Origin of the sequence: Anaerovibrio sp. (assembly GCF_045637405.1) — a bacterium.
Taxonomy (GTDB): Bacteria; Bacillota; Negativicutes; order Selenomonadales; family Selenomonadaceae; genus Anaerovibrio.
In genome coordinates this window covers 1-18,210 of record NZ_JAZTZI010000084.1, presented here as the reverse complement: position 1 = coordinate 18,210, position 18,210 = coordinate 1, and the positions used below count along the sequence as shown (strand labels likewise).

General features: G+C 42.9%; 17 protein-coding genes and 1 tRNA gene. 7 read left to right on the top strand and 11 right to left on the bottom strand.

The features are described from left to right. Nucleotides 1-259: 259 nt before the first annotated feature. The 3 genes from rbr to ilvB all read right to left on the bottom strand — a co-directional run bounded on the left by rbr (nt 260) and on the right by ilvB (nt 3,102). A complete protein-coding gene (gene rbr, locus ACKI5G_RS05925) occupies nt 260-802 on the bottom strand; it encodes a rubrerythrin (protein ID WP_407398545.1) in 543 nt (180 codons plus the stop codon). Nucleotides 803-913: 111 nt separating this feature from the next. Continuing rightward, a complete protein-coding gene (ilvN, locus tag ACKI5G_RS05920) occupies nt 914-1,414 on the bottom strand; it encodes an acetolactate synthase small subunit (RefSeq protein ID WP_407398543.1) in 501 nt (166 codons plus the stop codon). Next, a complete protein-coding gene (ilvB, locus tag ACKI5G_RS05915; protein ID WP_407398547.1) occupies nt 1,411-3,102 on the bottom strand; it encodes a biosynthetic-type acetolactate synthase large subunit in 1,692 nt (563 codons plus the stop codon). The genes ilvN and ilvB overlap by 4 nt, the downstream gene beginning before the upstream one ends. A gap of 387 nt (nt 3,103-3,489) precedes the next feature. On the opposite strand from ilvB, the gene ACKI5G_RS05910 reads away from it, so the two are divergent. Continuing rightward, nucleotides 3,490-5,667 (top strand): diguanylate cyclase, encoded by a 2,178-nt coding sequence (locus ACKI5G_RS05910; protein ID WP_407398541.1) that lies wholly within the window; start codon nt 3,490-3,492, stop codon nt 5,665-5,667. A gap of 110 nt (nt 5,668-5,777) precedes the next feature. Here ACKI5G_RS05910 and ACKI5G_RS05905 read toward each other — a convergent pair whose 3' ends face one another. Together ACKI5G_RS05905 and ACKI5G_RS05900 are read right to left on the bottom strand one after the other, a co-directional pair. After that, complete coding sequence (locus ACKI5G_RS05905; protein WP_407398539.1) at nt 5,778-7,061, bottom strand: ArsB/NhaD family transporter; 1,284 nt, start codon at nt 7,059-7,061, stop codon at nt 5,778-5,780. Nucleotides 7,062-7,371: 310 nt separating this feature from the next. Continuing rightward, on the bottom strand, nt 7,372-8,058 hold the full coding sequence (locus ACKI5G_RS05900; protein ID WP_407398537.1) for an aspartate/glutamate racemase family protein: 687 nt from the start codon (nt 8,056-8,058) through the stop codon (nt 7,372-7,374). A 149-nt stretch (nt 8,059-8,207) separates the two neighbouring features. Between ACKI5G_RS05900 and ACKI5G_RS05895 the strand changes: the two genes are divergently transcribed. Together ACKI5G_RS05895 and ACKI5G_RS05890 are read left to right on the top strand one after the other, a co-directional pair. After that, nucleotides 8,208-8,284, top strand: a tRNA-Pro gene (locus tag ACKI5G_RS05895). 63 nt (nt 8,285-8,347) lie between these two features. Then, on the top strand, nt 8,348-9,862 hold the full coding sequence (locus ACKI5G_RS05890; RefSeq protein ID WP_407398535.1) for a DNA methylase: 1,515 nt from the start codon (nt 8,348-8,350) through the stop codon (nt 9,860-9,862). 54 nt (nt 9,863-9,916) lie between these two features. On the opposite strand, the gene ACKI5G_RS05885 is transcribed toward ACKI5G_RS05890, so the two are convergent. The 4 genes from ACKI5G_RS05885 to ACKI5G_RS05870 form a co-directional block, all read right to left on the bottom strand. Then, nucleotides 9,917-10,048 (bottom strand): hypothetical protein, encoded by a 132-nt coding sequence (locus ACKI5G_RS05885; protein ID WP_407398533.1) that lies wholly within the window; start codon nt 10,046-10,048, stop codon nt 9,917-9,919. Nucleotides 10,049-10,530: 482 nt separating this feature from the next. Beyond that, entirely contained in the window at nt 10,531-11,373 is an 843-nt protein-coding gene (gene amrS / locus ACKI5G_RS05880) for an AmmeMemoRadiSam system radical SAM enzyme (RefSeq protein WP_407398531.1), read from the bottom strand. 195 nt (nt 11,374-11,568) lie between these two features. Beyond that, nucleotides 11,569-12,315 carry a hypothetical protein gene (locus ACKI5G_RS05875; protein ID WP_407398529.1) on the bottom strand — a complete coding sequence of 249 codons (747 nt, stop codon included), beginning with the start codon at nt 12,313-12,315 and terminating at the stop codon, nt 11,569-11,571. Nucleotides 12,316-12,701: 386 nt separating this feature from the next. Further along, on the bottom strand, nt 12,702-12,902 hold the full coding sequence (locus ACKI5G_RS05870) for a hypothetical protein (RefSeq protein WP_407398527.1): 201 nt from the start codon (nt 12,900-12,902) through the stop codon (nt 12,702-12,704). Nucleotides 12,903-13,072: 170 nt separating this feature from the next. Here ACKI5G_RS05870 and ACKI5G_RS05865 point away from each other — a divergent pair, with 170 nt between their 5' ends. Further along, a complete protein-coding gene (locus ACKI5G_RS05865) occupies nt 13,073-13,669 on the top strand; it encodes a hypothetical protein (protein WP_407398525.1) in 597 nt (198 codons plus the stop codon). Continuing rightward, the gene (locus ACKI5G_RS05860) at nt 13,641-13,820 is read left to right on the top strand and encodes a hypothetical protein (protein ID WP_407398523.1); all 180 of its coding nucleotides are present in this window, start codon (nt 13,641-13,643) and stop codon (nt 13,818-13,820) included. The genes ACKI5G_RS05865 and ACKI5G_RS05860 overlap by 29 nt, the downstream gene beginning before the upstream one ends. 163 nt (nt 13,821-13,983) lie before the next feature. On the opposite strand, the gene ACKI5G_RS05855 is transcribed toward ACKI5G_RS05860, so the two are convergent. Both ACKI5G_RS05855 and ACKI5G_RS05850 read right to left on the bottom strand, forming a co-directional pair. Continuing rightward, complete coding sequence (locus ACKI5G_RS05855; protein ID WP_407398521.1) at nt 13,984-14,190, bottom strand: hypothetical protein; 207 nt, start codon at nt 14,188-14,190, stop codon at nt 13,984-13,986. Nucleotides 14,191-14,403: 213 nt separating this feature from the next. Beyond that, a complete protein-coding gene (locus ACKI5G_RS05850) occupies nt 14,404-15,765 on the bottom strand; it encodes a diguanylate cyclase domain-containing protein (RefSeq protein ID WP_407398519.1) in 1,362 nt (453 codons plus the stop codon). Between the two features lie 375 nt (nt 15,766-16,140). On the opposite strand from ACKI5G_RS05850, the gene ACKI5G_RS05845 reads away from it, so the two are divergent. Next, the gene (locus ACKI5G_RS05845; protein WP_407398517.1) at nt 16,141-16,326 is read left to right on the top strand and encodes a hypothetical protein; all 186 of its coding nucleotides are present in this window, start codon (nt 16,141-16,143) and stop codon (nt 16,324-16,326) included. A gap of 466 nt (nt 16,327-16,792) precedes the next feature. Next, nucleotides 16,793-17,668 (top strand): Rpn family recombination-promoting nuclease/putative transposase, encoded by an 876-nt coding sequence (locus tag ACKI5G_RS05840; RefSeq protein WP_407398515.1) that lies wholly within the window; start codon nt 16,793-16,795, stop codon nt 17,666-17,668. The last annotated feature ends 542 nt before the right edge of the window (nt 17,669-18,210 follow it).

The following is an 18,210-nucleotide window of genomic DNA, read 5'->3' as shown; positions in this document are numbered from 1 at the left end:
AATTAAAATGCAGGTGACGCTTACTTTTGCGTGCATGAATTTGAAAAAACTTACTCTTTGGAAGAAGAGGGCCGGCACGCTCTCACCAACTATTGTCGCTTTATTACAAAACTTGTCCTGGAATTTAAGAATAATTCCTATTTGGCAACAAAAATACGCATAAAAAATACAGTCCTACCTAGTTAGTGGATAACTAGAAGGACTGTATGTCTACGGTCTGAAACTCCCGACTCAGGTCGGGAGTTTTTTTGCGTACATTTTATTTATAGTTGGTTGGCAGAACCTGGAAGTGAGCCTTTGGATGATCACAAACAGGACAAACCTCAGGAGCAGCCTCGCCAGTGCAAACATAACCGCAGTTGGAGCACTGCCAGATAACCTTTTCATTCTTCTTGAATACCTTATCCTGCTCCACATTCAAAAGGAGAATCTTATAGCGTTCCTCATGCTCCTTCTCAATAGCAGCAACAGCCTCAAAGAGAGCAGCAATTTTATCAAAGCCTTCCTCACGGGCAACCTTGGCAAACTCCGGGTACATGGAAGTCCACTCCTCATTCTCACCAGCAGCTGCAGCCTTGAGGTTTTCAGCGGTGGAAGCGATCTTGCCGCCATTTACCAGCTTGAACCAGATTTTAGCATGCTCCTTCTCGTTCTTGGAAGTCTCAGCAAAGATGTTCTGAATCTGAACGAAACCGTCTTTCTTGGCCTGAGATGCAAAATACTGATACTTGGTATGAGCCTGGGACTCTCCGGCAAATGCTGCCCACAAATTCTGCTCTGTCTTACTACCTTTTAATTCCATGAAAAAACCTCCTTACATTATATAAAAACACACACGAATAAACCGGTTTAAGTAACGGATAATAATTATCCGTTAGGACTAGTATACCATTTTTGTGGGCAATGTCAACACTTACATATTTTTTATGGGAACAGGTCCACGACTAAGAGCAATAGCGCCTGTTCTGGCTATCTCGATTATTTCAAATTCCTCCAGCATTTCGCAGATGGCATTAATTTTACTCTGGGACCCTGTTAGCTCAATAACCACATTCTCCGGACTTACATCAACGATTTTCCCCCGAAAAATATCCACTATGTTGCGGATATCTGCCAGGGAGCTTTTGGTAGCCCGAACCTTTAGGAGAATAAGCTCCCGGACAATGGAATCCACCAAGCCCAGATTAACGATTTTGATAACATCAATCAGCTTACCAAGCTGGTTCACCACCTGCTCCAGCTCCCGGTCATCCTCCACGGAAACCTCTATATTAATACGGGTAACATCCTCATCCTCAGTATAGCCCGCAGAAATACTTTCAATATTAAATGCACGACGGCTGATGAGCCCTGACACATGGGTCAGTACGCCAGGCTTGTTGTCTACCAGAACGGCTAAAATATATTTTTTCATGCTTCGGCACCTCCCAAAACCATATTATCCAGCTGAGCACCGGGAGCCACCATTGGCAATACATCCTCATTGGCCGGCAGCATTACATCAATCAGCACTGGCCCCTTCACATTCAGGGCCTTCTCCAGAGAATCCTTTAATTCCTGTGGCTTTTCAATACGGCAGGCCTCCATGCCCATGGCCTGGGCCAATTTAACGTAATCCGTCTTGCCCCCCAGCAATGTCTGGGAATATCGCTTACCGTAGAACATGCGCTGCCACTGGGTAACCATGCCCAGCACTCTGTTGTGAAGCAGCACAACCTTTATATCAATATCATTATCAGCTGCTGTGGACATCTCCTGACAGTTCATCATTACAGAACCATCGCCGGTGAAAAGTACCACCTTTTTATCAGGACATCCCAGCTTGGCCCCAAGAGCCGCAGGGAGTCCGTATCCCATGGTACCCAAACCGCCGGAGGTAATAAACTGGCGAGGGTTACGGCTGTTAAAGAACTGGGCCGCCCACATCTGATGCTGTCCCACATCGGTAACCACAATGGTATTTTCATCCACCATACTGCTTACCGTATCAATAAGCTGCTGAGGCATAATAACTTTATCATTTGTCTTGTAGCTGAATGGACATTCCCTGTCCATATCCACCACCTGCTTATGCCATTTGGCAAAGCGGCTGAGATAATCATCACCTGAGTCCTGAAGCTGCTCTCTGAAAATCGGCAAGGACCAGCGCAAATCTCCAATTACAGGATAATGAGAAAAAATATTTTTGTTGATTTCCGCCTTGTCCACCTCAAAATGAACAATTTGGGCGTTAGGGGCGAAGGCATCAATTTTTCCCGTAACACGGTCATCAAAGCGTACACCGATACCAATGAGCAAATCACTCTTTTGTACAGCCATATTGGCAGCATAGGAGCCGTGCATCCCCACCATACCCAGGAATCCCTCCTGTTTCGCAGGAATACAACCCAACCCCATAAGGGAGCTTACCACAGGTATGCCGGTATTTTTTACAATTTCCCGCATAACCTCTGTCTGGTTGGAAAGGGTTACGCCACCGCCGATGAAAAATACAGGACGCTTTGCTTCCCCAAGGGCCTCAACCACATCCCTGATCTGTCCTGCATCCCCGGTGAAATCCCCCTTATAGCCACGGAGCTTCACCCTTTGTGGATATTCATAATCCAGCATGGTGGTAAATACATCCTTGGCGATATCAATAACCACCGGTCCCGGACGGCCTGTTCTGGCAATGAAAAATGCTTCCTTAATCACCCTCGGAAGCTCCGAGGCCTTCTTTACCAAATAATTATGCTTGGTAATAGGGGTAGTAATACCTACAATATCCGCCTCCTGAAAGGAGTCCTTGCCAATAAGGGGATTGGTCACCTGTCCAGTGAAGCACACCAGAGGCACTGAATCCATATTGGCTGTGGCAATACCAGTAATGAGATTGGTTGCTCCCGGACCGGAGGTGGCAAACACCACACCTACCTTGCCGGTGGCCCGTGCATAACCATCCGCAGCATGAACGGCCCCCTGCTCGTGGCGTGTCAAAATATGAGGAAACCTTGCCTGATAAACCGCATCATATAAATCCAGCACTGCACCGCCAGGATAACCAAATACCAAATCAACTTTTTCTCTTTTCAGACTCTCCAAAATAGCCTGTGCCCCATTCATCTGCAAGGAAAACTCCCCCTCATATATAATGTACACTGTAAATCGCAATTTTAAAAATGTAAATCACAATTCATGTCCCATGGACAAAAATAATAATATTGTCCACTGAGTACATATTATACAATAACATCTGTACACTTATCAACAGTTTGTTGATAAAATGTGTATACTTTTAGTGAATATTAACATTTTTAGTGGAATTATATTTTCGGATAAAAGCTAAAGTTCTTTACATTAAAGTATAAAAAATAAATTTGGAATTTTATTAATAAAATTGTTGTAAAAACGATGGACACAAACCGATTTATTAATATATTATGTAGATAATTATTCAGACAATATTTAATATTTTCCATTATATTAAAGTTAATTACTGAGGATAGAAAAATGTTTACACGTTTTTACTTAAAAAGTGTGCTTTCACTCCTGCTGGCAGTGACAATCCTTTTATCCCCCCATTCTCTTAATGCAGAGGATACCTCCGGACGCAAGGGGCCTGTGCGGGTAGGAGTGCTGGATATAGAGCAGGCCACCAACCACCACAGCCGGGAGCTGCTGGAAAGATATATCCGGGCTTACCTTCGGGAGCTTTCCAAGAGAACCCATTTAGGCTACGATTATATTCCTGTTCTTCCCCAGGATGGTAAAAGAATGCTGGAGGAGGGCTCGCTGGATTTATTGGTGCCGGTTCAGGGAAATACAGCCATAAGACCAGCCAGACTGTTCAGTGAGGGGTATTCCGTATATGGCATTTTGAGCCTATATACCATGCCAGGAAGCGGCCTTGATGTACTGGATGGCTCCACTATGAACGGCATCACCATAGGATATGTGACAGTTGATAACAATTCTGGATATATCAGTCATTACGTTGAGACCCATGGCTGGACAGATGTAAAATATATCACCTATGCTGACGGACAAAATATGATGAATGCTCTCCACAATGGAGAAATACAGGCTGCCATGGATGATGGTTCCAATTTGCTGGGAAATGAGATTGAGCTGGGAATAATTGCCGTAGCCCAATGCCACTTTATGGGCCTTCCTGCTAACCAGGAGCTTGTACAGGAGCTGAATGCTGCCATCCTGGATGCAGAGCTGAAAAATCCTTCTTTTGGCACATTGCTGGAACAGACATATATTGATCCTGCCATTCACAGTATTGCCAACTATTCTGAACGAGAACTTAATTTTACAAAAACTGCACCACCTGTAAGGCTTGTGCTGACCAACAGCTTTCCACCTTTTATCGATGGAGACTATGGTATTTTCAGGGATATTGTTGAAACCATGTTCAAGGACAGCGGCCTTACCCTTGAGATAGTAAAGGCGGACAATTCTCAGGAAGCCAGAGACATGATAAACAGTGGCAAGGCAGACATACTGCCCTTCGTATATTCCGGGGATAATTCTGAGACTCCAACTAATTATACAAACAATTTTATGACGGTGGAGTATTCTGCCATTGTCCACGAAGATACCGGCGTTGAAGTAACGCCAAAGAACATGGTTATACCGGCAAATATTCCGGGACTACGGCGATATGTAGAGCAGCAGTATCCGGAATGGAATGTTACCGTACTGGCTACGGTGGATGACTGCCTTGATGGGGTGGGGAAAAAACAATATTCCATGGCCCTTGTTCCCCATCTCTACCTTATAAAACACAGCAGTCTTGTTACAAGGTCAAATCTAATAATCAGCGATGCATACTCATGCCATATCGGCATCAGCATTATGGTATCTGACTCAGCGCCAGACATGCTGACTCAGGTCCTGAACACATCTATCCAAAGGCTGTCTACCGACGAGGTGAATCATATCATAAAAAATGACAGCCATCCCGTACTGAACCCTGGCTTCCTGTTTCAGGAGTATCCTATACAGCTGGCAATAGCCATATTGATGGCCATTATAACCATATTGGGGATAAGCTTCATTGTTCACATCAACAGGAAAACCAAAAAACACAACATTGAATTACAGGAAAAAAATGATGAGCTGGAACGAATTTTCAAGAAAGTAAAATCCCTGACCAAGGACAGGGATGCCTACAAACAGGAAGCAGAAACTGATCCCCTTACAGGACTTCTCAACAAAAAAGGATTTGACATTCGCTGTCAGGAGCTTCTGAAAAGGCAACAGGATGGTGAATCCATTGCTCTTATCATTATTGATTTGGATCACTTCAAGAATTTTAACGATACTTATGGGCATCAAATGGGAGACAAGCTGCTGGTGGCCTTTTCCAATATCCTGAAAGCCACCTGTACCGATCTTACGGCTGCTGGCCGTTTTGGTGGTGATGAATTCATGATGATGGTAACCATCCCCATGAATTCTACCATAGCTGAAATCACGAAACAGTGCCGATGGCTCCTGACCCTTATAAAGGATATGATGATTGATGGGCATGCTGCCAATGTAACCGGCAGTATAGGCGTTGCTATTACCAGAGAAAGTGGTACCAGCTATGATTACCTTTTCCGCAAGGCGGATCGCGCCCTCTATAAAGTAAAGGAGGCCGGACGTAACGGCTTCCAAATCTACGATAAGGAATAATTAAATGCAAAAAGAAGACTGCGGCATGGTGTCTCGAAACCACTCTTGCCACAGTCCTCTTTTTATATTAAGCGCATTATACTAAATTAAGTACGTCCATCCTATCCATGTTACATGAGGTAACGCAGATATACATACCCGGTACTGATGATGATGGACAAAATCATCATTGGGAAGGCAATTTTCATAAAACCGATAAAGGAAATCTGACGTCCGTGCTGAGCTGCCATTGAAGCGACTACAACATTGGCACTGGCACCGATCAGTGTACCGTTACCACCAAGGCAGGCACCGAGGGCCAATGACCACCACATAGGCTCCAGATTGCTGAGGCCCATAGCACCCATGTCCTTGATAAGCGGAATCATGGTTGCTACAAATGGGATATTATCAACGAAGGCAGAAGCGATAGCAGACATCCAGAGAATCAGGATGGCAGTACCCTCTACAGAACCGTGGGTAATCTTGATACCTTCCTCGGCCAACCACTTGATAACGCCGGTTTCAACCAAACCGCCTACCAAAATGAACAGGCCAGCGAAGAAGAAAATAGCAGTCCACTCAACCTTGCTGAGAACCTTTGCAATCATTTCCTCATCTCTTGTAAAGGTAATCAGTAAGAGAAGACCAGCACCGGAAAGAGCTGCAGTTGCAGACTCAAGGCCAAGGGCACTATGAGCAACGAAAAGGCTCATGGTCAATGCCAAAACTATAAGGCACTTCTTCATAAGAGGCTTATTGCTGATCTGCTTGGCTGCATTCAGCTTCATTACCTGCGCCTGAAGCTCAGGAGTAGTATGGAGGGATTTTCCATAAATCATCTCCAGCAGGAATACAGTTACAATGAAAATAACAATGGCCGGGATAGTCAAATGAATGATGAAATCCAGGAAGCTCAGACCAACGGCAGAACCAATCATAATATTTGGAGGGTCACCTACCAAGGTTGCGGTACCACCAATGTTAGATGCCAAAATCTGGGCAATCAGGAAAGGCTTTACATCAACCTTCAACTGAGAAGTGATACTAAAGGTTACTGGAACCGTCAACAAAACTGTTGTTACATTATCCAGAAGTGCGGAGCATACAGCTGTCAGCAAAGCCAAAGCCAGAAGCAGCTTCATAGGGTTAGCCTTAACCCTCTGGGCCGCCCAGATAGCCAGGAAGTTAAACAATCCCGTTTCCGCCGTAATATTTACAATAGTCATCATACCAATGAGCAAGCCCAAGGTATTAAAATCTATGTGATGAATTGCCACCTCCTGAGACAGAATCCCACAGAGGATCATCAACATAGCGCCAACGATACCAACGATGGTACGATGGACTTTTTCTGAAATAATCAGTGCGTATGCAGCTACAAATATCACCACTGCAATGGTCGTTGTATCCACAACATTACCTCCTCTAACCGAAAATATTTGTTTGACGATTTCTTAAATTACCCTAACTTTATCATATAATCAATAATTTGTACATAGGGAATTTTTATTGTTTTGAATTAAGTTGTATAATGAATTATTTCTTATGCACAATTACTGAATATTTTTAAAGATACGTAACCTAAGACCTCTTAATAATACACCCATTATGTATATTGTTGCAAGTAGCTTTTAATAGCTGGTACTAAAAAAAGCAGAGCCGAACTGACTCTGCTTTTTTTCCTTAAAGGGTGAACCATCCAAAAATAAAGCTATCGTGGCTTTAATTTTCCCGGGCAAACTTCACTGCTGCCCTGGCCAGCTCATCGGTGGAATCAACGAATACGCCCTCCAGATTATACATGGTCACAGCCACCGGCACCTCGGTGCAGCCAAGAATAAAGGCCTCTGCCCCCTGCTCCTTCATTTCCGCCAGCAAGCTCTTAATATCACTTGTATCGTAGTTCTGATTATTGGCTTTTACGCCGTCATAAATAATATCATCCACAATATGCTGTCTTTCTGCTGAAGGGGCAATACACTTCAGTCCCTTGGCCTCTAATGCCTTCTGATATAATCCGGTGCTGATGGTACCGCTGGTGGCCAGCAGCCCCACACTTTTATACCCCTTTTCCATAATGGCAGCAACTGCCACATCAATGATTGACAACACGGGAATTGTAATATGAGGTAAAAGCTCCGGCAAAAAATAATGGGCTGTGTTGCAGGCCATAATGATAAAATCCGCTCCGCCCTCCATAAGCCGCTTGGCACTTTTCAGCATTTCAGGAACCGGGGAATCCCCCACTCCCTTAATGGCCCTGGTACGATCCGGAATCCTGCAATTATTATCCACCAGCATAGGAATGTGCTCCTGATCCACCTTGGCCGGCGTAGCCAAAATAATTTTCTTCATTAAATCCACAGTGGCCATTGGCCCCATACCGCCCATAATGCCTATTGTTTTCATATGCTCCAAGCCCCCTATAATGTCGCAAATATTTACAAACATTATAAAATATTTTAATCAATTTAGCATGCAAATAGTAAATTTTTCTTTTTTATTGAAATAGACTGCCAATAAGGAGTATCATAATAAGCAGCAGACAATATCATTGTCGGGATGTAGCGCAGTTTGGTAGCGCACTTCGTTCGGGACGAAGGTGTCGCAGGTTCGAATCCTGTCATCCCGACCATTTTTTTGCAAAAAAATAATTCATTCATAGTATAAATGTGTTACTCATCAGGATGTGAAGACCATGACTGATAAATGCTATATAGCCATAGATCTGAAATCCTTCTACGCCTCTGTGGAGTGCAATGATCGGGAGCTTGACCCTCTCACCACCAATCTGGTTGTGGCCGATGAAAGCCGCAGTGGAAAAACCATTTGCCTTGCCGTAACCCCTTCCCTAAAAGCCCATGGAATACCGGGGAGGCCCCGGCTTTTTGAGGTGCAGCAAAAGGTTAAGGAGATAAATTTCCTTCGCAAGGCAGCTGCCCCTGGGCATAAGTTCACCGGCAGCTCCGTTGATGCACAGGAGCTGAAAGAAAATCCTTCCCTTGCACTTGATTACATCGTAGCTACGCCCCGCATGGCCCGTTATGTGGAATACAGCGCAATTATTTTTGGCATTTATATAAAATACGTTTCCGCCGACGATATTCACAGCTACAGCGTGGACGAGGTATTTATTGATGCAACGCCTTACCTTGCCACCTACAAAATAACCGGTCACGAGCTGGCACTGCGCATTATCAGGGATATCAAAAAAAACACTGGTATAACCGCCACTGCCGGTATCGGCACAAATCTCTATCTGGCTAAGGTGGCCATGGACATTATGGCCAAAAAAATTCCGGAGGACAAGGATGGAGTCAGAATTGCAGAGCTGGATGAAATGAGTTACCGCCAGCAGCTATGGACCCACACCCCTATAACTGATTTTTGGCGTGTTGGTCACGGCTATGAAAGGAAACTCAAAGAACACGGTCTTTACACAATGGGGGATATTGCCCGCTGCTCCCTGGGAAAGGAAAGCGAATATTACAACGAGGATTTGTTGTACCGCCTCTTTGGCATAAATGCCCAACTCCTTATTGACCACGCCTGGGGCTATGAGCCCTGTACCATTGAAGCCATAAAGGAATACCAGCCCTCCTCCAACAGCTTAACCAACGGCCAGGTACTCCAAAGCGCCTACTCCCATGAAAAGGGACGGCTCATCCTATGGGAAATGGCTGATCTTCTCGTGCTGGATTTAGTGGAAAAGGGGCTGATTACTGACCAAATAACACTGGATATTGGTTATGATATATCCAATGTTACAGAACATAATTACAAGGGCAGTGTCCATATTGACCACTACGGCCGCAAGGTTCCCGCTCCGGTCCATGGCTCCATGAACCTTGGAAAGTACACATCTTCAACCAGCCTGATACTGGATGCAGCCCTGGAGCTCTTTGATAAAATTACGGACCCAAACCTTTTTATCCGGCGGGTAAATATTACCGCCAACAACGTAATCAGTGAAAGGGAACTAAAGCGGGAAAACGAAAAGCCCCAGCAGCTTGACCTTTTTACTGACTACGAGGCCGAAGCCAAGAAGCAGGAGCTGGAAAAAAAGGCGGTGGCTAAAGAAAAAAAAATTCAGCACACCCTTTTGAATATCAAGCACAAATTTGGCAAAAACGCCATTTTGAAAGGTGCCAATCTTCAGGAGGGAGCCATGACTATTGAAAGAAACCAGCAAATAGGCGGCCACAAGGCATGAAGTACGTTGAATAAACCAAAAGGAGCTACCGAAGCAGCTCCAAGCCATACGATTCTAATATTGATGTATTTCCTCATACAACCCTACCAAAAGGCGGAATAACACTTTTCCTGCCATAATCCCCAACGCACCAGTTAGGCCGATAAACAACAATGAGATTAAGCCGAGCTCCAAATTTGCCATCATGTAAAATCCCCCTTTGTTCCGGGTAATCAATAATAACGATCGAGATATTTTCTTTTCTAATCTTACATACGGACAGTATTGATAAGTATTACAAAATAATATTTTTAAAAAAAATAAATTTTTTTGTAATGGATTGGAGCCTCATCCGTATGTGTAGATGTAAAACGATACGGACTATCTTCTATCGCGGATGATAGTTTTTAGTCCGTGCTTACTTTTTTCCTTTTTGGCGGGTCCTCTCCAACCCGTCCCTCTCAAAGAAGCCGACTACACACGGCTTCTTTTTTTTCGTAAAAAAATGCTGTTGTACCCTTTGATACAACAGCATTTCATAATAGCCAGGGAAATAAAAATATTTTTTTAAAAAAAATGTAATACATCCTTCTGTGGGCCGTATGTAGATATGTCATATAAAATTACACAATTCATCTCATTCTCCCCTGCTTGTTATCCTCCAAAGGACAGGCAGGGCTCTTTTTTTATTACACGTTTCCCAAGTACACATAATCCAGATATTCCTGACTTATTTCCTGCATTCTATATAATGTTGCCACCGGGGTGGCTTCTGTTTGCAGCTTGTAACGCGGAAAATAGCGGGACAAGTGAAGGGGAATGTCCCTACGGAATCTGGAAAGCCACAGGGCTTCTGAACGCATCATATCTGAATTATCGTTAATGCCAGGAATCACAAGAGTTGTTACTTCCACATGAACACCGGCCTCCAACGACAGCCTTATAGTTTCCCTTGCTGTTTTAAAATCTCCCCCCATCCATTTATATCCATCCTCAGAGAATACCTTTAAATCAATATTCATGGCATCTACATAGGGAAGAATAGCCTCCAGGGGCTCCTGACATATTTGACCATTGGTCACCAGCACCACCTTCTGTCCTTCCGATTTTAGCAACGGTGCCACATCCAATAAATACTCATAGCTGAGGAATGGCTCGTTATAGGTAAAGGCTACACCTATGCTCCCTGCTTTCAAAGTGGCTTTGCGGGCAAATTCCACCATTTCTTTCGGGGAAACATAGCCCTGAGATACCTCTATTCCCTGCTGCGATATGGAATAATTCTGGCAGAAGGGACATTTCATATTGCAGCCAAAGCCCCCTACAGACAATATTGCCGTTCCGGGATAAAAATGGTACAAAGGCTTCTTTTCAATTGGGTCAACGGCTAAAGAGGTGACCTGCCCATAGGAAATTGAGGTTATTCTGCCATCAATATTTTTTCTGGTACCACAAATCCCTGTCTGATTTCGGTTTAATTTACATTTATGCGGGCAAAGCTCACATTGCACCACACTGCATTCTTTATTCATGGTGAAGTACCCCCATTTTTAAATTGAAAGAGTAATGCAAATAATCTCTTCATCAGCTGCCGGTAAATCATTATCTTCATCGAAAGCTTTATCAAGTGCATTAAGTTTTTCTGCTGTATGTAAACAATAATCAACTTAAAATACCAGTTAACGAAGTTCAACTCTGTTAACTGGTATTTTTTAATCTTTATGCTATTAATCCAGACTGCTGAGCTGCAGCATCACAGCCTGAGGATAATATTTGAAGCTCATGGACTGACCATGCCCCATATCTACAATATCTCCAGGATTTGGAGTATAGGACCAGCCATAAATAGCCGGATACTTATACAGAGGGGAATCAGCATTTAATACGCTGATATCAAAGGCAGTGGTTGCTCCCTTTACCAGAATCAGGCGATCAACAGTAAAGGTCTGCTGATCAAATGTTACAAGAAGACCAATATCTTTATAGTACCAGCTCTCTTCGTTAATGCCGCACAATGCCCTGGTTTCGGAGGCATTCAGCAGCGTGCCGGGACCATATTTGTTTTCCAGCTCAGGCTCAGTCATATCCAGATGGAGGCCACCAACGGTCTCAGGGTATTGAGGTGCAGCGGCAAATGGCACCATCGGCATATTGCCCCCCATGTTTATGCTTCTCTTACCGGCTACAGTGTTCCAATACACATTTACAAAATCAACACCGGTTCTGCCAATAAGGGTAATGGTGGCACTGCCATTTAACTGATCACCGGACACGTTATTGACCTCTGATACACGGATACCATTCATCATGAAATAGTCAAAGACCACCATCCGATGACCATTTTGGTCACACCACGAGCCTTCCACAGCGTTCATAAATTGAGGTAAAGGCCCCTTGCCAGGTGTTGCTGCAAATACTACTGTACAGCTTAGGAGCATCAACATAGATAAAAATACGGTTACTAATCGTTTCATAATTCGTCCTCCTCGTATCTACTTTTTCCATCCTTGCCAGTACGTTTATGTTGAATATCTTCGACAATGTACCATTATAATCCTGCATAAAGGAAGGTGTTTTTTATTCAGAAATTTACCCTCCCCTAAATCACATAAAATCATTTTTTACTAATTCCTGAAAAATCGCCTCCCTGTCGAATTTTCCCTCCGGTAAACCGGGAATTTCCTTGTAGGCCTTGCAAATAGACAGGCTGAATTCCGTAAATATTGGAGACTCCCAGGCCATTTGGCATTTTTTCACGCATAAGGCCAATCAAAAAACTACCCTGCACTTATATTACAGGGTAGTTTCTTATTTAAGCCTGACTCTAAATTCTCTTAGCAGAAAGGCTCTATTTTTTTACTTAGGCAACAATGTCCTCAGGTTTTTTAGGCTTTAATTCTTCAACCTTATCGTAAATGCCCTTAATTATTTTCTTTACATCGTGAACAATTTCCGTTATCCGCTTTAAATCGTTACGACGTGGACCGTGAAGCGTAATACGTGGGCGGCCACCGGCAACCTGATTTAATTCCATTTCTCTAAGTTCAGTTCTCTTGTTCATACTAATGACCTCCTTCGTTATGGGCTGTGCCCTCATTTCCTGTTTTCTGTCTATACATACGGACTAGGAGGGAATGTATTACAAAAATTCCCCCTCTTGAACCCGAACAGAAATTCTGTTATTATTATGTCAAACACACATTCTAAAATCAATGAAAGGAGCAAAATCCCATGATACTATTCCGCCCCCGGGCGGCTGATTTTCAGTCCGCCATGCGACAGATACAGCTTTTCGACAGCTTCAACGAAATGGACGATTATCTTATCGACTTCCACAACCTCCACAACATCATCACAAGGCAGGAGCAAGTATATAAAACCTTCTCCAGCAGTGACGAGCTACAGGACACCAAAAGCGGGTGGCTTCACTCCCGCTATATCTGTTTTGGAAATATCCCTTTGGGGATTTATGACAGCAAAACGCTGGATCCCATAAAAAAGCCCCGCCTGGAAATCGAAACGGATCCCCAGGGCGGGTTGAAATGTCAGTTTGACCTGATGGACGAGGGCTTTATATTTTTCCTTGGGAATGACCCGTGGTATGGCCAAAGCAAAATGGTGGGCTTCAAAAGAAGTGCCATGGGCCAGCCCTTCTGCCGAAAGGACAATGTGCCGGTAACACGGCAGGATTTCATTCACGCCCTAAATTATTACATTGCCAGTCAGGCCATACAAAAGCTGGAGGCCCGGAGAAAACGCCAAGATGCCATACAGCTGATGAAGGAGGAGAGAAAGAACCATGGACAAGGAAAAACATCCTTATGCTGATATTATCGACCTCCCCCGCCACGTATCAAGGAAACGCCCGCCCCTTACCATGAGGCAGAGAGCCGCCCAGTTCAGGCCCTTTGAGGCTGTAAGAGGCCATAAGGAGGCCATACTAAAGGTCATCGAGGATAATGAAAAAAAATATGAATAACAGACATTTTAAAAAATGATGAATTTGCAAGGTTTTAGTAATATATACTAATGGTAGGCCAGAAAAGTACCCAGCCTCCTGAGCCTCCATAGGATAAAGAAGGTGAAAGATCAAAAGCAATTCCTCAATCTGCAGCCATAAAGAAAGGAGTGCAAAATTTATATCAGAAACTGTCGTCCACAATGGATCTGTCCGGAATTTCGTTGCGGTGCTGTTTTATAGCTTGGAACCTTTGTGCTTCCAACTCATATCTTTCTACTTCCTGTAAAAACTGTTTTGATAGTTTATTGTCTTGTCCGCTCAAAGAAGGGACAGGAATATGATCTAAAAGCGCATCAAAGAAAGACACTATAGGATTGTTGCCGGTCATATATAAGCCCCCCTCATAAAATATATGAGCTAATTATATCATTGGTTGTAGTTATTGTATAATAAATTATAATTATAGACAAGGACCTAATTCATACACTGCTATCCCTTTTTTAATTTGATATATACTCACTCATAAATTTAATTATACCCAAAAAAATAATCCCACAATTAGCCAAAATCTAACCATAGGATTATCATGAATATCTATTATTTAGCTGGACATTCTAAGATACCGCTTGATGGTACTGGTATCCTGAATAAAAACATAGACTATATCGCCATGAAACCTGTTGTACACCAACCGGCCTGTACACTCTACATCAATTGGTTTTCCCTGTTTGCTCAGAAGCCGGCAATTCACAAAGCCCTCCATGTGGTCATTTAAGCTCTTTTCCCGAAGCTGCTTGCGATATTGCTGAAATACTGCCCGACGAACCCGCGCCCTATCATCAGGATGGACGATGTGGTAAATCTTTTCGTGGGAAAACTTCATAAAATCCTGCATATCATCACAACCTAAGAGGTTTAAAACATCATCATTGGCAAAAACAATCTTACCATTTGTATTAAACTTATAAACGATAATCGCCCCAGGCAGGCCCGTAACGATATCACCGATTTTAAACCCGAGCTGAGTACGGTTGCGGTCCTCCATCCCATCATAATAGAACTGGTAGCCATTCTTATCACTCATTTTAACTGCATAGAGAGCCGCGTCGGCATATTCACGGAGCTTTTGAACATCGTCCGTGTGTGTCGGGTACTCCGCCGCCCCTATGGACAGAGAAACGTGATGCATCTGACCGTCATGCTCAAAATCCACCTTCTGCCGTACAAAGGATTTTAAAAAAGGACGAATCTCATCCAATGATGTATTGGTCAAAAAAATCATAAACTCATCCCCACCATTTCTGGCCAGTATACAGGGTTTAGGGCAGTGCTTTCTTAGTGTATCGGCCACCTTCTTTAACACCATGTCACCAACACTATGCCCAAATACATCATTTATCAGCTTAAAATCATCCACATCCAAGGTCATCAGCACGCAATTCACCGCCGGACACATCTTCAGAAAATCATTAATGGCATTTTCCATACCCCGCAGATTTAACAGCCCCGTCAACGGATCCTGACTGACCTGGGCAGCCGTCCTCTGAATCTGGACATTTGCCCTTCTGGCCTGTCCGACCACAGCCAGCTCGCGATGCACCTGCTCATTAATATCCGTTACCATAAAGACGACCTTGCTGATACCCTTGTCAGCCCCGTCCATCACCGGTACAAAGGTAGCCTCACACCACCCATTGGCAGACGAATAAAAATGACAGCTGACAAAATTCTTTTCCTTCAACCGTTTGTCAAGGGTCGATAAATTTATGAATTTTTTTACAGTCTTCCACGATTTACCACGGGTTAAATTCCAAAAAACATTATATAGGGCTACTTGAGCCTCTTTGGTTCCTTTACATAAAGAATCAATTTTCGCTTGTGACTTAATGGCTTCATAGGTATCCTGCACTAAATCAATAATATGAATAGAAATGTATTTTTGTGAAATTGCATCTAAAATCATTTTATATGAAGCCACATTATTCACTACCTTTCTAAACATTTACTCGTATTATAGTAAAGAAAAAGCTAACAAGCAATTACTTATAATTTATTTTTTAGTAATGCAAGTATGGTCTTATCCGTAGCATTCAATTCCTTGCAAATTACTAAAAAATAGATGTATTATTTTTTTAAAAAATAGTAATATTTTCTCTACATAAACGTATATAGATATGTCATACAAGACAACATGCTTCTTCTCATTCTTTCCCCTGCCTGTATCCTCCAAACACAGGCAGGGGATTTTTCTTTTTTTGTAATATTTACCTTCATGGTCCGTATGTAAGGACAGAAACAAAACAATAAGGGCACAGCCCATATACGAGGGGGTAATCTCATGAATAAGAAACTCGAACTCAAAGAAATGGAATTAGCTCAGGTTGCCGGCGGCCGTCCAAGAATCCGCATCCACGGGCCACGCCGTAAGCCTTTCCAGTTTATCAGAGATATCATTGATATAATTCGGGATATCTCCCAGCCTAAGAAGGATGCCCCACAGCAGGATCCGCATAAAGCTGCATAACACAAAGTTTTATAACGCCCATCTTCTTCCCCTGTCTGGTTCCCCTCTCCATGAAGCAGGCAGGAGATTAACATAAGTGCCCTGGCCAAATAAAAGTCAGGGCACTTTTATTTGGGATAAAAGGAAGCCACCCACAAAAGGTCACCGGTGAAGCCCTGTTTCTTCCCGGCAAAGCCACAGGGATTCAGGTCTACGGGCCATGGTGAATCGGCCTGAGTAATGGTGCTCCCAGTAGTTTTATCTGATGTTCCTGACAATATATTTCTTGGTAGTACACCATAGTCGTACTATATCAGCCACCTTCTTGACAGTATTTTAATTATATTATATAAATCATTTAATACTATTAATATTTTTATATCTTCTGCTTAATAATTATGATATAATTATATCAATCTATTATTCTAATTAATATTTTTCCATTACGCAAAATATGATATAATCGAAGAAAGGATACTGTTTTATCATGGCAACAGAAGAACGACATTATGACCCTACCAATGACTTGCTTTTCAAATTCGTTTTTGGTAACGAAAAGCGAAAACACATTACATTGCAATTTATCAACGATGTAATGGGACTGTCAGGAAACGAAGCCTTCATTGACCTTCGTTTCAAAAATTCAGAGCTACCACCAGAAAAGCAGGGTGACAAGCTGGGCCGCCTTGATGTTTATGCCATTACCAATGACAGACAACGGGTGGATATAGAAATGCAGGCCATCCCTTATTCAAGTATGCCACAACGAACTCTGTTTTATTGGGCTCATTCCTACCTTCAATTCGATGGGCTTAATATCGGCGAGGGATACGACCTATTGCGCCCAGCTATAAACATCAACATAATGCGGAATATTTGCCTACATTATGATATGAACAAAGCCCATTCTGTTTACAGGCTTCTTGAAAAAGATACACACCATTGCCTGACTAAGGATTTAGAAATTCATTTTCTGGAAGTTCCCAAATATAAAAATAAGAATGTAAAAGAGTTCAGCCCCTTAGAGTGCTGGTTTGCCTACTTTGCCAATAAACTAAGCAAAACTGAAAAGGAGGAATTAACCATGCTGAAGCCAGTAATCGGTGATGCCATGGATGCATCAAAGAGATATATTATGGATGATAAAGAATACTGGGCATATTTGAACAGAGAGGCAGCAATTTTGGACTACAACACCGACCGAAGAGCCGCTTTGGCCGAAGGGTATAAAGAAGGCCGCAACGAAGAGCGTGAAGCAACAGCCTTAGATATGCTCAGAGATAACAAACCAATGGAAGAAATTATCAAATACTCCCACTTATCAGAAGAACGCATCAAAGAACTGGCTAAACAATTCAAATAATCACTTGCCAATACCGCCATAGTGGATATTGCTGTGTAAACATCAAAGCTTAGGTCGTATTCCCCACCAGCCCATTCTTGTGAGATAATAACACCAACAAATTCAAGTTTTGCCGAATGGCTTCGTGTTTCGGGAAACCAGCATGACCATGGCTGAATTCTGTGAAGACAGAAATATCAGTTGGCACGCATAACAAATTAGAGCAGTCGACCGGCTGCTTTTTCTTTTGGTTGTTGGGGCATACTATATTTTGACGTTTACTATATTTTGACGTTTACAAAAATCTTTGTGGGTGTACAACCTTATTTTTAGATAAAAAAGAAAAGGGGCTGTCGCATTTGATGTGAACTGCTCCCCGTCAAGAGGACAATAAAATAATATAAAATTTCTTTGGTCGGCAGATTTGAACTGCTCCCCGTCAAGAGGACAATAAAATAATATAAAATTTCTTTGGTCGGCAGATTCGTCTGTCGACCTTTTTATGCGGCTAAATACAAGGTGTGTTTCTCTATCGGCGTCAAGATACCAAGATTACGTTGCAC

Coding starts and splice junctions, on each gene's coding strand:
- rbr (WP_407398545.1), bottom strand. CDS start 802: ATGGAATTAAAAGGTAGTAAGACAGAGCAGAATTTGTGGGCAGCATTT.
- ilvN (WP_407398543.1), bottom strand. CDS start 1,414: ATGAAAAAATATATTTTAGCCGTTCTGGTAGACAACAAGCCTGGCGTA.
- ilvB (WP_407398547.1), bottom strand. CDS start 3,102: ATGAATGGGGCACAGGCTATTTTGGAGAGTCTGAAAAGAGAAAAAGTT.
- ACKI5G_RS05910 (WP_407398541.1), top strand. CDS start 3,490: ATGTTTACACGTTTTTACTTAAAAAGTGTGCTTTCACTCCTGCTGGCA.
- ACKI5G_RS05900 (WP_407398537.1), bottom strand. CDS start 8,058: ATGAAAACAATAGGCATTATGGGCGGTATGGGGCCAATGGCCACTGTG.
- ACKI5G_RS05890 (WP_407398535.1), top strand. CDS start 8,348: ATGACTGATAAATGCTATATAGCCATAGATCTGAAATCCTTCTACGCC.
- ACKI5G_RS05885 (WP_407398533.1), bottom strand. CDS start 10,048: ATGATGGCAAATTTGGAGCTCGGCTTAATCTCATTGTTGTTTATCGGC.
- amrS (WP_407398531.1), bottom strand. CDS start 11,373: ATGAATAAAGAATGCAGTGTGGTGCAATGTGAGCTTTGCCCGCATAAA.
- ACKI5G_RS05875 (WP_407398529.1), bottom strand. CDS start 12,315: ATGAAACGATTAGTAACCGTATTTTTATCTATGTTGATGCTCCTAAGC.
- ACKI5G_RS05870 (WP_407398527.1), bottom strand. CDS start 12,902: ATGAACAAGAGAACTGAACTTAGAGAAATGGAATTAAATCAGGTTGCC.
- ACKI5G_RS05865 (WP_407398525.1), top strand. CDS start 13,073: ATGATACTATTCCGCCCCCGGGCGGCTGATTTTCAGTCCGCCATGCGA.
- ACKI5G_RS05860 (WP_407398523.1), top strand. CDS start 13,641: ATGGACAAGGAAAAACATCCTTATGCTGATATTATCGACCTCCCCCGC.
- ACKI5G_RS05855 (WP_407398521.1), bottom strand. CDS start 14,190: ATGACCGGCAACAATCCTATAGTGTCTTTCTTTGATGCGCTTTTAGAT.
- ACKI5G_RS05850 (WP_407398519.1), bottom strand. CDS start 15,765: ATGATTTTAGATGCAATTTCACAAAAATACATTTCTATTCATATTATT.
- ACKI5G_RS05845 (WP_407398517.1), top strand. CDS start 16,141: ATGAATAAGAAACTCGAACTCAAAGAAATGGAATTAGCTCAGGTTGCC.
- ACKI5G_RS05840 (WP_407398515.1), top strand. CDS start 16,793: ATGGCAACAGAAGAACGACATTATGACCCTACCAATGACTTGCTTTTC.